17 protein-coding genes are annotated in these 13866 nt (G+C 29.0%); 11 read left to right on the plus strand and 6 right to left on the minus strand.

What is annotated here, in order from left to right; genetic code table 11:
- Positions 1-73 precede the first annotated feature (73 nt).
- From C7U54_RS07270 to C7U54_RS15195, 9 genes are all read left to right on the plus strand, one after another.
- Positions 74-1363, plus strand: a complete 1290-nt coding sequence (locus C7U54_RS07270; RefSeq protein WP_107029840.1) for a PTS sugar transporter subunit IIC — start codon at positions 74-76, stop codon at positions 1361-1363.
- A complete protein-coding gene (locus C7U54_RS07275; RefSeq protein ID WP_107029841.1) occupies positions 1356-2723 on the plus strand; it encodes a glycoside hydrolase family 1 protein in 1368 nt (455 codons plus the stop codon). The genes C7U54_RS07270 and C7U54_RS07275 overlap by 8 nt, the downstream gene beginning before the upstream one ends.
- Positions 2720-4408 (plus strand): glycoside hydrolase family 3 protein, encoded by a 1689-nt coding sequence (locus C7U54_RS07280; protein ID WP_107029842.1) that lies wholly within the window; start codon positions 2720-2722, stop codon positions 4406-4408. Before C7U54_RS07275 ends, C7U54_RS07280 begins: the two co-directional genes overlap by 4 nt.
- On the plus strand, positions 4405-5037 hold the full coding sequence (gene pgmB / locus C7U54_RS07285) for a beta-phosphoglucomutase (protein WP_022002159.1): 633 nt from the start codon (positions 4405-4407) through the stop codon (positions 5035-5037). Before C7U54_RS07280 ends, pgmB begins: the two co-directional genes overlap by 4 nt.
- A 102-nt stretch (positions 5038-5139) precedes the next feature.
- A complete protein-coding gene (locus C7U54_RS15175; RefSeq protein ID WP_230308032.1) occupies positions 5140-5757 on the plus strand; it encodes an NADH:flavin oxidoreductase in 618 nt (205 codons plus the stop codon).
- Between the two features lie 131 nt (positions 5758-5888).
- Complete coding sequence (locus C7U54_RS15180; protein ID WP_241522586.1) at positions 5889-6497, plus strand: FAD-dependent oxidoreductase; 609 nt, start codon at positions 5889-5891, stop codon at positions 6495-6497.
- Between the two features lie 86 nt (positions 6498-6583).
- Positions 6584-7129 carry an FAD-dependent oxidoreductase gene (locus tag C7U54_RS15185; protein ID WP_241522589.1) on the plus strand — a complete coding sequence of 182 codons (546 nt, stop codon included), beginning with the start codon at positions 6584-6586 and terminating at the stop codon, positions 7127-7129.
- Between the two features lie 100 nt (positions 7130-7229).
- A complete protein-coding gene (locus C7U54_RS15190; protein ID WP_230308030.1) occupies positions 7230-7709 on the plus strand; it encodes a hypothetical protein in 480 nt (159 codons plus the stop codon).
- Positions 7710-7897: 188 nt separating this feature from the next.
- Complete coding sequence (locus tag C7U54_RS15195) at positions 7898-7993, plus strand: hypothetical protein (protein WP_233544720.1); 96 nt, start codon at positions 7898-7900, stop codon at positions 7991-7993.
- A gap of 7 nt (positions 7994-8000) precedes the next feature.
- On the opposite strand, the gene C7U54_RS07300 is transcribed toward C7U54_RS15195, so the two are convergent.
- The 4 genes from C7U54_RS07300 to C7U54_RS07315 all read right to left on the minus strand — a co-directional run bounded on the left by C7U54_RS07300 (position 8001) and on the right by C7U54_RS07315 (position 9601).
- On the minus strand, positions 8001-8633 hold the full coding sequence (locus C7U54_RS07300) for a Crp/Fnr family transcriptional regulator (protein WP_107029844.1): 633 nt from the start codon (positions 8631-8633) through the stop codon (positions 8001-8003).
- 136 nt (positions 8634-8769) lie between these two features.
- Positions 8770-8970, minus strand: a complete 201-nt coding sequence (locus C7U54_RS07305) for a type 2 periplasmic-binding domain-containing protein (RefSeq protein ID WP_107029845.1) — start codon at positions 8968-8970, stop codon at positions 8770-8772.
- A gap of 45 nt (positions 8971-9015) precedes the next feature.
- Positions 9016-9201 (minus strand): LysR substrate-binding domain-containing protein, encoded by a 186-nt coding sequence (locus tag C7U54_RS15540; RefSeq protein WP_107029867.1) that lies wholly within the window; start codon positions 9199-9201, stop codon positions 9016-9018.
- A complete protein-coding gene (locus C7U54_RS07315) occupies positions 9164-9601 on the minus strand; it encodes a LysR family transcriptional regulator (RefSeq protein WP_107029846.1) in 438 nt (145 codons plus the stop codon). Before C7U54_RS07315 ends, C7U54_RS15540 begins: the two co-directional genes overlap by 38 nt.
- Positions 9602-9736: 135 nt before the next feature.
- Here C7U54_RS07315 and C7U54_RS07320 point away from each other — a divergent pair, with 135 nt between their 5' ends.
- A complete protein-coding gene (locus tag C7U54_RS07320) occupies positions 9737-11209 on the plus strand; it encodes a family 1 glycosylhydrolase (RefSeq protein ID WP_107029847.1) in 1473 nt (490 codons plus the stop codon).
- 25 nt (positions 11210-11234) lie between these two features.
- Here C7U54_RS07320 and C7U54_RS07325 read toward each other — a convergent pair whose 3' ends face one another.
- A complete protein-coding gene (locus C7U54_RS07325) occupies positions 11235-12116 on the minus strand; it encodes a LysR family transcriptional regulator (protein WP_107029848.1) in 882 nt (293 codons plus the stop codon).
- Between the two features lie 107 nt (positions 12117-12223).
- On the opposite strand from C7U54_RS07325, the gene C7U54_RS07330 reads away from it, so the two are divergent.
- On the plus strand, positions 12224-13495 hold the full coding sequence (locus C7U54_RS07330) for an L-cysteine desulfidase family protein (RefSeq protein ID WP_107029849.1): 1272 nt from the start codon (positions 12224-12226) through the stop codon (positions 13493-13495).
- Between the two features lie 16 nt (positions 13496-13511).
- On the opposite strand, the gene C7U54_RS07335 is transcribed toward C7U54_RS07330, so the two are convergent.
- Entirely contained in the window at positions 13512-13778 is a 267-nt protein-coding gene (locus tag C7U54_RS07335; RefSeq protein ID WP_206603605.1) for a ThiF family adenylyltransferase, read from the minus strand.
- Positions 13779-13866: the final 88 nt, after the last annotated feature.

Here is a 13866-nt window from a genome sequence, read left to right on the forward strand (position 1 = left end):
TTATTTTTTTCTTTTTCTTGTTATACTCAATGTAGACAAAGGCCAATGTCAGATACATAAAGGAGAATAGGAAATGGAAAAATTAATATCTATTATAGAAAAAACACTTGTTCCAGTTGCTAATAAATTATCACAAAACAAATATTTAAATGCAATTAGTGGTGGATGTATGTCTACTCTTGGAATAATCATGTTAGGTGCAGTTTTTACAATTTTAACGAATATTTCATGGCAACCTTATACAGATTTACTTGCTAAAACAGGGTTAGGTCAGTTATTTACAGGAGTTCAAAATGTTACTACAAATTTATTAGCTGTTTATATGGCTTTTGCAGTAGGATATCGTGGAGCAACTGTATTTGGAAATAAAAAATATACTTTAACATCAGGTTTTTTATCTTTATTTGCTTATATGTTACTTATTCCATTAGATAGTACAACTTTAGCAGATAGTGGAATTAGTTTCTTTAATACAGCTTATTTAGGAACAAAAGGAGTTTTCGTAGCATTACTTGCAGGACTAGTGGTTTCTAGATTATTAGCTTTAATTACTGAAAAAAATATTGTTATTAAATTACCTGATTCTGTACCAGAAATGGTCAGTGAATCTTTATCATCTTTATTAGCAGGAGTTATCATTACCATTGTATTTTTAGTATTAAGAGCGTTATTTGCAATGACAGCTTATGGAAATGCAACTGATTGCATTTATACAATTATTCAAACACCGCTTCAATCATTAACAGGGAATTTACCTGCATTTATCATTATTATTTTAATTGCACAATTATTATGGTTCTTTGGAATTCATGGATCAATGACAGTATTACCTATTTTATTTCCAATTTGGCTTAGTTATATTGGAGATAACACAGCAGCCATGGCTGCAGGGAAAGCAATTCCTCATGTATTAAATATTGGATTATGGGATTTAGCTAATTTAGGTGGTTCAGGTGCTACAATTGGTCTTGTTATTTTAATGTTCTTTAAAGCTAAAAGTGAACAATATAAATCATTTGGAAAACTAACATTACCATGTGGAATCTTTAGTGTTAATGAACCTGTTATTTTTGGATTACCAGTTATTTTAAATCCAATTATGCTTATTCCTTTTATTCTTTGTCCAATTGTTTTGGTTTGTTTAGGATATGCATTAATTCAATTTGGAATTGTGACCGCTCCAATTGGAATTTTAGGATTGGGTTCAATGCCACCACTTATTTCAGGAATTATGCAAGGTAGTTTATCTTGGGGTATTTTCCAATTAGTTGCTGTTGTTATTTCGATTATTATTTATTATCCATTCTTTAAAACACTTGATAATCAAGCATTAATGAATGAAAAAGGAGATCAACATGCATAAATTTTTATGGGGTGCTTCAACCAGTGGCTTTCAAGTAGAAGGAGGCTACAATTTAGGTGGTAAGGGACTTTCAACAACAGATGTACGTCATGTTAAAGAAGGTATTGCTGATACAAAAGTAGCAAGTGATCATTATCATCATTTTAAAGAAGATATTCTTTTGATGAAAGAATTGGGATTAAAAGCATATCGTTTCTCTTTTTGTTGGGCAAGAATTATGCCAGATGGACATCATGTCAATCAAGAGGGTCTTGAATTTTATGATCAAATTATTCAATTATGTTTAGAAAATGATATTGAACCGATTCCAACACTTTATCATTTTGAAATGCCTCAAGCATTAGTTGACGAATTTGGTGGTTGGAAAAGTAGAAAATGTATCGATGCTTTTGTTGAATATGCTAAAATCTGCTTTCAAAAATGGCAAGGTACGATCAAGCATTGGGTGACAATCAATGAACAATTGATTGCTATGGCAGCAAGTGATCTAAATGGAAATCATGAAAATGATAAAGTATTACAAACAAAAAATATGTATCAAATGTCATATCATGCTTCATTAGCAGAAAAGAAAGTAATGAAATTACTTAAAGAAATTGATGTAAATGCAAAAATTGGTGTCGTAAATGCTGTTCAAAATGTTTATCCATATAGTTCATCTCCTGAAGATGTTTTAGCAGCAATGGATGCTGAGGAATTAATGATGTATATGCTTTTAGATATGTCTGTTAAAGGAAGTTATTCATTTAGAGTAAAAAGTATTTTAAAGAATATGGATTGTTATCCAGTTCAAGAAAAAGGGGATGATGAAATTCTCAAATCTTCTAAACCAGATTTTATAGGAATAAACTATTATTCATCTATTTGTGTAAAAGAAAACAAAGAACATCGTATTAATTATCAATTACCGCCATTTTTTAGAAGTTCTATGTTTGAAGTTTGTCCTAATGAACATTTAAAGAAAACAAAATGGATGTCTAATGGAATAGATCCATTAGGAATTAGAAGTATTATCTATAAAATTTATAATCGTTATGCTTTACCTATTATTATTACTGAAAATGGTATGGCTTATAGTGATGTATTAGAAAATAATAGAGTTCATGATACTTATCGTATTGAATATCTTTCAGCCCATATTAAAGAAGTATTACGTGCAAAAGAAGAAGGATATCCTGTTTTTGGATATTGTCCATGGTCGTTTATTGATGTTGTTAGTTCACACCAAGGTTTTTCAAAAAGATATGGTCTAGTTTATGTCAATCGCACAGATCAAGATATTATGGATTGTAAACGTTATAAGAAAGATTCTTTTTATTGGTATAAAGAAATTATTGAAAGAAATGGAGAAAATATATGATAGATTTATCAACAAATCCATTTAATTTAAATGATGAACAAATTCAAAAAGTTACTAAGATATGTAATGATATGACATTAGATGAAAAAATAGGACAAATCTTTTGTCCTATAGGTAATGTTCAAGATGAAAAAGAAATAGACGAATTCATTCAAAAATATAAACCAGGAGCAATGATGTATCGCCCACTTCCTTCAAAAGAGATAAAAAGAATTCATCATAGACTTCAAAGCCAAAGTAAAATACCATTATTATTGGCTGCTAATTTAGAAAGTGGGGGAAATGGCATTTGCCTTGATGGTACATATTTTGCTAGACAAATGTCTGTTGCTGCTACTAATCAAGAAAAATTTGCTTATGATTTAGGAATGATTGCAGGTAAAGAGGCACACGCAGTAGGATGTAACTGGTCATTTGCTCCTATTGTTGATATTGATTATAATTTTTTGAATCCTATTACAAATATTAGAACTTATGGTTCAAATCAAGAAACAATTATTAAATTTGCTGATTGTCAAATTGAAGCACTTAAAGAAAACCATATTTTACCTTGTATTAAACACTTCCCAGGAGATGGCGTGGATATGAGAGATCAGCATCTATTAAGTAGTGTAAATGATTTAACCGTTAATAAGTGGAATAATAGTTATGGAAAAATATATCAACATTTTATTAATAATGGAATAGGTTCAATCATGGTTGGGCATATCTTATTACCTCATTATATTAAAGAAATAAATCCTGAATGCAATGAAGAAGACTATATGCCAGCAAGTTTATCAAAAGAGATTTTAACAGTGTTATTAAGAAACAAATTAGGATTTAATGGATTAGTTGTAACAGATGCTACAGCAATGATTGGGTTTAATGTAGCTATGTCTAGATCAAAAGCATTACCTCTATGTATTGAAAGAGGTTGTGATATGATTTTATTTAATAAAAATATCGATGAAGACTACATGTTTATAAAAAATGGTTTAAAAGAAGGACTTTTATCTCAAAAAAGATTAGATGAAGCTGTTTTAAGAATTATTGGTACAAAGATGGCAAATGGCTTGTTTGATCATAGTGAGGTAGAAGAATCTGAAAAGATTGTAGGTTGTATCGAACATCAAAGCTTAGCAAAAGAATGCGCTAAACAAGCTATTACTTTAGTTAAAGAACAAAAAGGTGTTTTACCATTAACAAGTGATAAATACAAAAAAATTAGAATATATAATCTAACTGATCAAGATAATGGTGGTTTTAAAGAAGAAGGAACACAACTATCACTAACCAATTTATTACAAAAAGAGGGATTCAATGTTTATGAATTTGATACAAAACGTTTAGATTTTCAAGAGGTATTTGAAGGTGGTATAAAAGATATCAAAGAAAAATGTGATCTAGTCATTTATGTAGCTAATTATGATACAGCGAGTAATCAAACGACAAGAAGAGTAGAATGGATAAAATTAATGGCAGCAAATGCGCCATGGTTTATGCAAGATGTGCCAACTATTTTTGTCTCTCTTGCTAATCCATATCATCTTTTTGATGTACCAATGATAAAAACTTATATTAATTGTTATACAAACAATGATCAAACATTACAAGTTTTAGTGGATAAGCTTCTTGGAAAAGAAAAATTTGTTGGAAAAAGTCCAGTTGATGTCTATTGTGGAAGGTGGGATACAAAAAGATGAAAGCCATTATTTTTGATTTAGATGGTGTTATTTGTTCAACAGATCATTATCATTATTTAGCTTGGAAATCTTTAGCAGATGATTTAAATATTCCTTTTGATGAAAAAGATAATGAACGTTTAAGAGGTGTTTCTAGAATGGAAAGTTTAGATATTATTTTAGAAAAATCAAAAGAAAACTATTCATTAAAAGAAAAAGAACAATTTGCTGATAGAAAAAATAAGCTTTATCAACAATATTTATTAAAAATGTCTACAAAAGATTTATCTAAAGAAGTCAAAGAAACACTAGAACAATTAAGAAAAAAAGGATTAAAACTTGCTATTGGATCTTCAAGTAAAAATACAATGCTTATTTTAAAACAACTAGGTTTAGATACTTTCTTTGATGCAATTAGCGATGGAAATTCTATTCAGTATTCAAAACCACATCCAGAGGTTTTCATGAAAGCTGCAGACTTGCTTAATATTCCTTATAAAGAATGTTTAGTTGTAGAAGATGCAATTTCAGGATGTTTTGCTGCTAAAAGCGCTTCTATGAATGTAGCAGCTTTATCAAGTGCTTATCATTGCACTTTTGCAGATTATCATTTAAATTGTTTTAAAGAATTGTTAGATATTAAGTATTAAGAGTATGTTTTAAGGACATATTCTTTTTTTGTGATATATATCACGGTTTTGTTATTTTTTATTATTTTTCTATTTGTTTGAATAATATGTGGAGGGATATCAATGAACCAATATAAAAACTTATTTGAATCAATAGAAATTAATGGATTAACATTAGAAAATAGATTAGTCATGACACCTATGGGAACTAATTTTGGTGAACAAAATGGAGAAATGAGTTTTCTACATATGGATTATTATGAAAGAAGAGTTCAAGGAGGTTATGAGCTTATGATTGTTGAAAATGCTTGTGTGAAATATCCAGAGGGAAGTAATGGAACTACACAACTTAGAATAGATGCTGATAATTATATACCAAGACTTTATAAATTATGTGAGACAATTCATCAATATGGAGCTAAAATTGCTATCCAATTAAATCATGCAGGAGCAAGTGCCTTGGAAAGTCGTATTGGTATGCAACCTGTTTCTGCAAGTAATTTACCAAATAAAGAATGCGGTGCTATTCCAAGAAAATTATCAGTTGAGGAAATTTATAGTATCGCTGATGATTATGCAACCTCAGCTAAAAGAGCTCAAACAATAGGTTTTGATGCCATTGAAATACATGCAGGACATTCATATCTAATTTCACAATTTTTATCACCACTTACGAATGATAGAACGGATGAATTTGGTGGAAATATAGAAAATCGTGCACGTTTTGCTAAAATATTGTAGAAAAAGTAAGAAAAGTAGTCGGTCCACGTTTTCCTGTTATTATAAGAATTTCTGCAGATGAATTTTTAGATGGTGGTAATATATTAGAAGATAGCATTGAATGACTTAAATACTTTGTAAAAGAAGTTGATATGATTGATGTTTCTGCAGGATTAAGTGATTCAATTCATAAACCAATAGATGCTTCATATTATCCTGATGGATGGCGTCGTTATATGGCACGTGCTATTAAAGAAGTTTTTCCTGATAAAATAGTCATGACATCAGGAGATATTCGCAATCCTCAAAGTGCTTGTGAAATTCTTGAAAACCAAGATACTGATTTAATTGGAATGGGTCGTCAAACAATTGCAAATCCAAGTTGGTCTCATAAAGTCAAAACAGGAAAAATAGATGAAATTCGTCAATGTATTTCTTGTAATATTGGATGTGCAGGACATCGTATTGGATTAAATAGAACAATCCGTTGTACAGTTAATCCAGATGTTTTCTATGATGATTTTTATAAAAAACAAAAAGTAAATAAGAAAACGAATGTAGTAGTTATTGGTGGGGGAACAGCAGGACTTGAAGCAGCTTGTACAGCAAGTGAAGTAGGATGTACAACATTTTTAATAGAAAAAGAAAAAACTTTAGGTGGCTTAGCTAGACAAATTAGTCAAATACCTGAAAAAACAAGAATAGCTCATTTTCCTAAGTATTTAGAAAAAAGAGCAGAAAAGTTACACGATTTATTTTAAAAGGAGTAGAAGCAAACGTTGATTTTGTTGATAATTTTAAATCTGATATTGTTGTTGCAACTGGTTCAAAATCAATCCTTCCACCAATTAGTGGATTAAAGGAAAATATTGATTTAGATAATCATAAGGTAAGTAGTATTGATAAATTTATGAATCATCTAGATCTTTATCTAGATGATACAACCAATAAAGAGATTGTTATTGTTGGTGGAGGAGCAGTAGGATTAGATGTTGCTGAATATTTTGCTAATAGAGGGGCATCACCTACTATTATTGAAATGATGAATCAAATTGGAAGAGATCTTGATCCTGTTACAAAATCACAAACAAAAGAAATGATGGAAAAACATCATGTAAAACAAATGACACAAACAAAATTAAAAGAATTACATGAAAGCTATTTTATTGTAGAAAAAGAAAATCAAGAAATAAAAGTTCCATTTGATTATGGCTTTGTATGTTTAGGAATGAAAGCTTATAATCCACTTTATTTACAACTTAAAGATTATTATCAAGATAAAAATGGTGATGTTTTAGAAATTGGAGACTGTAAAAGAGCTAGACGTATTATTGAAGGAACACAAGAGGGAAGAAATATTATTCATTTATTAAAACAAAAAGAATTATTGTAGAGGGGAAAATAAAAATGGCAGAAATTACTGAAAGAGTGACTGGAATACAGAATTAATAGGACTTATTGCTAATCCTATTAGACATTCTAAAAGTCCAACAATGCATAATGAAGCATTTGCTAAGTTAGGATTAGATTATTGTTATATGTGTTATGAAGTTAATCATGAAAATTTAGAGAAAACTGTAGAAGGTTTAAAGGCAATGAAAGTAAGAGGATGGAATGTCTCTATGCCTAATAAAACAACAATTGTAAAGTATTTAGATCACTTAACACCTGTTGCTAAGATGGGCCAAGCAGTTAATACTGTTATTAATGATGATGGTGTTTTAACTGGTACTACGACTGATGGCGTTGGTTTTATAAAAGTGTTAAAAGAAAGCAATCTTGATCCTATTGGTAAAAAAATAACGATTGTTGGGGCTGGTGGAGCAGTTACAGCTATTGAAATACAAGCGGCTTTAGATGGTGTCGCAGAGATTTCTATTTTTAATAGAAAAGATGAATTTTATAATCAAGCTTTATTTAATTGTAAAAATATTAATGAAAATACTCAATCAAAAGCTAAAGTTTTTGATTGAGCAGATCATGAAGCATTAAGAAAAGAAATGAATGAATCTTACTTATTTGTTAATGCAACAGGAGTAGGAATGAAACTTATTTAAGAAAAGATTTTTATGTAGCAGATACTGTTTATGCTCCTAAAGAAACTGAATTATTAAGAGTTGCTAGAAAATTTGGGGTTAAAAAAGCTATTAATGGCGAAGGTATGATGCTTTATCAAGGAGCAGAATCTTTTAAATTATGGACTGGAAAAGAAATGACGGTTGAACATATCAAAGATATTTTAAATTTAGAGTTTTAAAAAAGTATCACGAAAAAGCGATACTTTTTAAACGGTTAAATAAATTTAAATTTTTAATGACTAAATGTTTTTGATGATAGTAAATAAAATCTTGATCAATAAGTTGATTTAAAATTCTAGAAGTTGTTTCTCTTTTTGCACCAATTAATTGAGAAAGAAAAACAACTGAAAAATCAAAAGGAATTTCAATGTCATCTTGATAAGGAATACCAAGTTTATGAGCTAAATAACAAAGATATATAGTTAAACGCGCTTGACTATTTTGATAAGAATTAAATTTTAAAAGATTTTGATTTTCTATATATTTAGAAGCTAACGATGATTGTATTTTTTGTGAAAATAGAAAATTATCATGGATTAACTCTTTAATGATAGAAATAGGAATTACTAAAATAGTAGAATTTTTTAAGACTTTAATATTTGAAGAAGCGTATTCTTGATAGATAGCGTCTTCGTTTAAAAAATGTTCTTGATTTTCAATATTGAGTATTCTTTTACTGTCATTTTCAAAAAGGCAATAATTATAAGCAATACCTTGAAGTAAGAAAAATATATTTTCATTTTTTTGTTTTTCTTCAATAATGAGTGTATTTTTCTTGATATGTTTAATTTGACCAAATTGAATGATAGTTAATATCATAAAATGTATTAAATTGTTTTATATCAATTATTTGACTTCTTTCCATAAAAAATCCTCACTTTTATATAAGAATTTTAAAATAAAAAGATAATTATAAACAATATCATAATTTCTATGGTTTGATAGATAAAATCTATCAAACATTTTTAAAATTTATCATTTCTTGAATAATATCTAAAGATAATTTAGAAATATTTAAAGGATCATATACAATATAGATTTCTCTTTCTTTATAAGGAAGAGAAATTTCTTTTTTTATAATATTTTGATAAGAAAGAAGCGTATCATTATCTTCCATAATAGAAACAGCTAAATTAGCATTTACTAAACCAATCATCGAATTTTCATCATCAAAATAGTTAGTAGGTTTAAAGGGTAAATGTTAACTTATAAATAAATCTTTAATTGTACTATAAAGTGTCATATTTTTTTGATAAGTATAGAAAGGATAATCTAATAGATCTTTTAATTCTACTTTTTCTTTTTTTGATAAAGGATTTTCTTTTGAAAGTACAATGACAAGTTTTCTTTTAATAAGAGGAATATATTGTAAATGATTGTCTTTGATTTTCTAATATTTTTTGAGTAATTGTTTCTGTCTTTTCACTACGAAATTGTATGTTGATTTGAGGTTGTTCTTTTTGTAAATGAATGATAAAAGGTACAAGAAAACTATTAATGACAGTAGGAATAGATGAAATTTTAATATCTTTTTTTGGTTGAATAGCATGAATTCCTTCATCTAAAATTTGTAAACTTTTTGATACATAATCTAAGAATATTTTTCCTTCTTGAGAAAGTTGAATAGTTCTTCCTTCTTTTTTAAATAAAGCAACAACTAGTTCTTTTTCTAATTCTTTGATTGCAAATGAAAGTGTAGGTTGCGAAATATAAAGAGCTTCACTTGCTTTACGATAATGTAAATAATGAGCTAGACATTGAAAATAACGTAATTGATGTAATTTCATATTATCCCTCCGAATATATATTTATTATAACGAATTCTGTATTATTATGAAAATGAGATTTTCATAAAGTGAAAAAATGAAACCGAATACATAAAAATGAATATAATATTATAAGAAAACAAGGAGGAAGTATCAATGGGATTTAAAGAAGGATTTTTTTGGGGAGGAGCAACAGCTGCAAACCAATATGAAGGTGGATATTTAAGTGGTGGTAAAGGACTTGCTATTCAAGATGTCATCACTGGTGGAGATGGAAGAAATAATATTCCTAGACGTATGGCTTTAAAGCTTGCTGATGGATCAACAAAATTTATTGATCGTCGTGGAACTGAAGTACCTGATGGTGCTGTACCATATGTGGATGAAGATACATATTATCCAAGCCATGTGGCAACTGATTTCTATCATCATTATAAAGAAGATATTGCATTATTTGCCCAAATGGGATTTAAATCATTCCGTATGTCTATTAACTGGACAAGAATTTTCCCAAATGGGGATGAAAAAGAACCTAATGAAGAAGGTTTAAAATTCTATGATGATGTTTTTGATGAAATGTTAAAATATGGTATTGAACCACAAGTAACAATTGTACATTTTGATTTACCACTTCATCTAGCAACAGAATATGATGGTTGGTATAATAGAAAAACAATTGATTTCTATATGCATTATGTAGAAACAATTTTCAATCGTTATAAAAATAAAGTTAAATATTGGTTAACATTTAATGAAATCAATTTCTGTAAAGATTACACAAACTTAGGAATTACAGAAGCTTTATCTAGACCAGATAAAGTTGCACAAGCTGTTCATCATATGCTTGTTGCTGCAGCAAAAACAGTAATTCGTGGTCATGAAATCAATCCAGAATTTCAAATTGGGATGATGATCAATTATTCAGAAATTTATCCAGAAGATTGTAATCCAGAAAATATGTGGAAACGTATTACAGAAAAAAGATTACGTACATTCTATACAGATGTTCAAAATAAAGGATTCTATCCAGAATGGAAATTAATTGAATACAAAAATGCTGGTATTGAATTAAAGATGGAAGATGGAGATTTAGAAACATTAAAAGCAGGTACTGTTGATTATATTGGGTTCTCTTATTATTCAACAAGTGTTGCGACTGTAAACGTAGATGCTAAAAAAACAGCTTCTAACTTAGAAAGTGCTGTTAAAAACCCTTATTTAAAAGCAAATGATTGGGGATGGCAAATTGATCCAGTTGGTCTTCGTATTGTATTAAATGAATTATGGGATCGTTATCATAAACCACTATGGATCGTTGAAAATGGTTTAGGAGCTATCGATACAGTGGAAGAAGATGGTTCAATTCATGATCCTTATCGTATTGATTATATGAAACAACATATCATTGAAATGAAAAAAGCAGTTGATGAAGATGGTGTTGATTTAATGGGATATATGCCTTGGGGATGTATTGATGTGGTTTCAGCAGGAACTGGTGAAATGAGAAAACGTTATGGATTTATCTATGTTGATATGGATGATGATGGCAACGGTGATTTACATCGTGCACGTAAAGACTCTTTCTACTGGTATCAAAAAGTATGTAAGTCTAATGGAGAGGAATTATAAAAGAATTGCAAAATGCAATTCTTTTTTAATATTTTTCTTTTATTAATTGAAAGAATGCTTTCATTTCATGAGAAAGCCACTTATCTTTATGACAAAGAAGTTGACGATAGACATCAATTTTGTAATCAGGAAGATTGATTTGAGTGATTGTTTTATTTTTTAAAGCATCTTCTAAAATATATTTTGGTAAAAAACTAATATATTGATCAAGTTTTAATAGTTCTAAAAGTAAATCTGTGTTTTTAGATTGAATAAAAGGCTTGATTTCTAAATGATTTTCATGAAGTTTTTCTTCAAGAAGACGACGATAACTAGCATCTTTTTCTGTTAAAATAATGGGGTAAGATAAGATATCTTGAATCGTTGGCTGTTTGATTTTGCAAATTGGATGATGGCATGATGCTACAAAAGTAACATCTTCTTTAGATTGATATATTTTTAACCAATCTGTATCTAAAAGTTGTTTATCAACTAAATATGCAAAATCAATATCATTATTTTTAAGCATTTTTAATAGACCTTCGATTGTATCTGTTGTAATTGAAACAGATACATGAGGATGGTATTGATGATATTTACAAATAAGTCTAGGAACTATAGAAGAGCATAATGAATCAATAGTTCCAATTGTAAGATGTCCATTAAGTTCTAATGAAGGATTAATGGCTTCTTTTGCACATGAAATATCATCAAGTATTTTTATACAATGATGATAAAACGTTTTGCCGTGATTTGTAAGAGTTACTTTTTTACCTAAGCGATCAAACAATTGTACACCAAGTTCTCTTTCAAGATTTTTGATATGAATGGTGATAGATCCTTGACAATAATCTAATTTTTTAGAAGCTTTTGAAAAACTTCCTTGTTGAACAATAGTTGTAAATGAAATAAGTTCTTGTATTTCCATAAGAGTCTCCTATTAAAAAAATTAAACAGCTTTATTAAAAACGTTTAATTTACTTGATAACATATTCATATTAAACTAGAGTTATCAATTAATCAAGGAGTATTCATATGAAAAAGACAGAGCAAAAATATCAAGCATTTGTTCAAATATTAAAAGAAGAATTAATACCTGCTATGGGATGTACAGAACCGATTTCATTAGCGTATGGAGCAAGTATTGCTAGAAAAGTGTTAAATCATCTACCTACAAAAATTGTTGTAGAAGCAAGTGGAAGTATTATAAAAAATGTAAAGAGTGTCATTGTTCCTCATACACATCATTTAAAAGGAATTAAAGCAGCTGTTTGTGCTGGAATCATAGGAGGCAATGATGATAAATATTTAGAAGTATTAAGTCAAATTGATGAAAAAACAAAGAAAGAAATTGATCAATATATAGAAAAAGTAGATTTTGAAGAACATTTTTTGGATAGTTCAAAAGTATTTGATTACATAATAACGGTTTGGAATAAAAAGGACTATGTAAAAGTAAGAATAAGTGATTCTCATATGCATGTTGTTTGTATAGAAAAAAATGGACAAATTCTTCAAGAAGAAAAAAGTGTTGTAAAAAAAGAAAAAGCAGATCGTTCATTATTAGATATAAAAGATATTTATGACTTTATAACGACTGTTGAACTGACAGATATTCAAGATATTTTAGAAAGACAAATAGATTATAATTACGCAATTGCTTGTGCTGGTTTAAAAGATAATTATGGAGCTAATATTGGAAAAGTTCTTTTAAAATCTTTCGGCAATGATGTCAAAAACAAAGCAAAGGCTTATGCTGCAGCCGGTAGCGATGCAAGAATGAATGGATGTGAATTGCCCGTTGTTATTAATTCTGGTAGTGGTAATCAAGGGATGACATGTTCTTTACCTGTTATCATCTATGCTCAAGAATTAAAGGTTTCAAAAGAAAAAATGTTTAGAGCGTTAGCTCTATCTAATCTGGTAGCGATTCATGAAAAAAGTGGTATTGGAACTTTATCAGCTTACTGTGGGGCAGTAAGTGCCGCTACTGGAGCTGGTGCAGGAATTGCTTATTTATACGATGAAGATTATCAAGCTGTCATTCATACAATTGTTAATACACTTGCCAATGTTTCAGGTATTGTTTGTGATGGAGCAAAAGCTTCTTGTGCAGCAAAAATTGCTTCTAGTGTTGATGCGGCTATTTTAGGTTATCATATGTACAAAAATGGACAGGAATTTAAATCTGGAGATGGACTTGTGATGGAAAATGTTGAAGCAACGATTCAAAGTGTTGGACGATTAGGTAGAGAAGGAATGAGGGAAACGAATAAAGAAATTATAAAGATGATGATTCATGAATAATAATCAAAATGGAGTATTAATTTAACAATACTCCATCTTTCATTACATCAGTTTTATATTTTCCAACAGTATCATAAGTAGCAATAATTTGACGATTTGGATTAGTTAAACAGATTTTATCATCGTCAATTAGATCAAATGAGCCAATTCTGCTTCTTACTAAAGCTTCGCCAACATATCCGCCAACACCACCTAAACCAAAGATAGCAACTCGACTATTTTTTATTTTATCCATGGCTTCTTTTCCATATAATAATTGTGTTCTTGAAAATTGATTTAACATACTTCCTCCGTAAGATTCATTCTATGGGGATCAAAAAGTATGTAAGTCTAATGGAAAAGAATTATAAAGAGAGTTGTAAAAGCAATTC

It is taken from the genome of Faecalibacillus intestinalis (assembly GCF_003024685.1).
In the GTDB taxonomy this organism is placed as follows: Bacteria; Bacillota_I; Bacilli_A; order Erysipelotrichales; family Coprobacillaceae; genus Faecalibacillus; species Faecalibacillus intestinalis.

What these genes read in the sequence shown, in the direction of transcription:
- C7U54_RS07315 (WP_107029846.1), bottom strand. Translation starts at nt 9,601, where the DNA reads ATGAAATTACATCAATTACGTTATTTTCAATGTCTAGCTCATTATTTA.
- C7U54_RS07325 (WP_107029848.1), bottom strand. Translation starts at nt 12,116, where the DNA reads ATGGAAATACAAGAACTTATTTCATTTACAACTATTGTTCAACAAGGA.
- C7U54_RS15175 (WP_230308032.1), top strand. Translation starts at nt 5,140, where the DNA reads ATGAACCAATATAAAAACTTATTTGAATCAATAGAAATTAATGGATTA.
- C7U54_RS07320 (WP_107029847.1), top strand. Translation starts at nt 9,737, where the DNA reads ATGGGATTTAAAGAAGGATTTTTTTGGGGAGGAGCAACAGCTGCAAAC.
- C7U54_RS15180 (WP_241522586.1), top strand. Translation starts at nt 5,889, where the DNA reads ATGATTGATGTTTCTGCAGGATTAAGTGATTCAATTCATAAACCAATA.
- C7U54_RS07300 (WP_107029844.1), bottom strand. Translation starts at nt 8,633, where the DNA reads ATGATATTAACTATCATTCAATTTGGTCAAATTAAACATATCAAGAAA.
- C7U54_RS07280 (WP_107029842.1), top strand. Translation starts at nt 2,720, where the DNA reads ATGATAGATTTATCAACAAATCCATTTAATTTAAATGATGAACAAATT.
- C7U54_RS07330 (WP_107029849.1), top strand. Translation starts at nt 12,224, where the DNA reads ATGAAAAAGACAGAGCAAAAATATCAAGCATTTGTTCAAATATTAAAA.
- C7U54_RS07305 (WP_107029845.1), bottom strand. Translation starts at nt 8,970, where the DNA reads ATGATTGGTTTAGTAAATGCTAATTTAGCTGTTTCTATTATGGAAGAT.
- C7U54_RS15190 (WP_230308030.1), top strand. Translation starts at nt 7,230, where the DNA reads ATGCATAATGAAGCATTTGCTAAGTTAGGATTAGATTATTGTTATATG.
- pgmB (WP_022002159.1), top strand. Translation starts at nt 4,405, where the DNA reads ATGAAAGCCATTATTTTTGATTTAGATGGTGTTATTTGTTCAACAGAT.
- C7U54_RS07275 (WP_107029841.1), top strand. Translation starts at nt 1,356, where the DNA reads ATGCATAAATTTTTATGGGGTGCTTCAACCAGTGGCTTTCAAGTAGAA.
- C7U54_RS07270 (WP_107029840.1), top strand. Translation starts at nt 74, where the DNA reads ATGGAAAAATTAATATCTATTATAGAAAAAACACTTGTTCCAGTTGCT.
- C7U54_RS07335 (WP_206603605.1), bottom strand. Translation starts at nt 13,778, where the DNA reads ATGTTAAATCAATTTTCAAGAACACAATTATTATATGGAAAAGAAGCC.
- C7U54_RS15195 (WP_233544720.1), top strand. Translation starts at nt 7,898, where the DNA reads ATGATGCTTTATCAAGGAGCAGAATCTTTTAAATTATGGACTGGAAAA.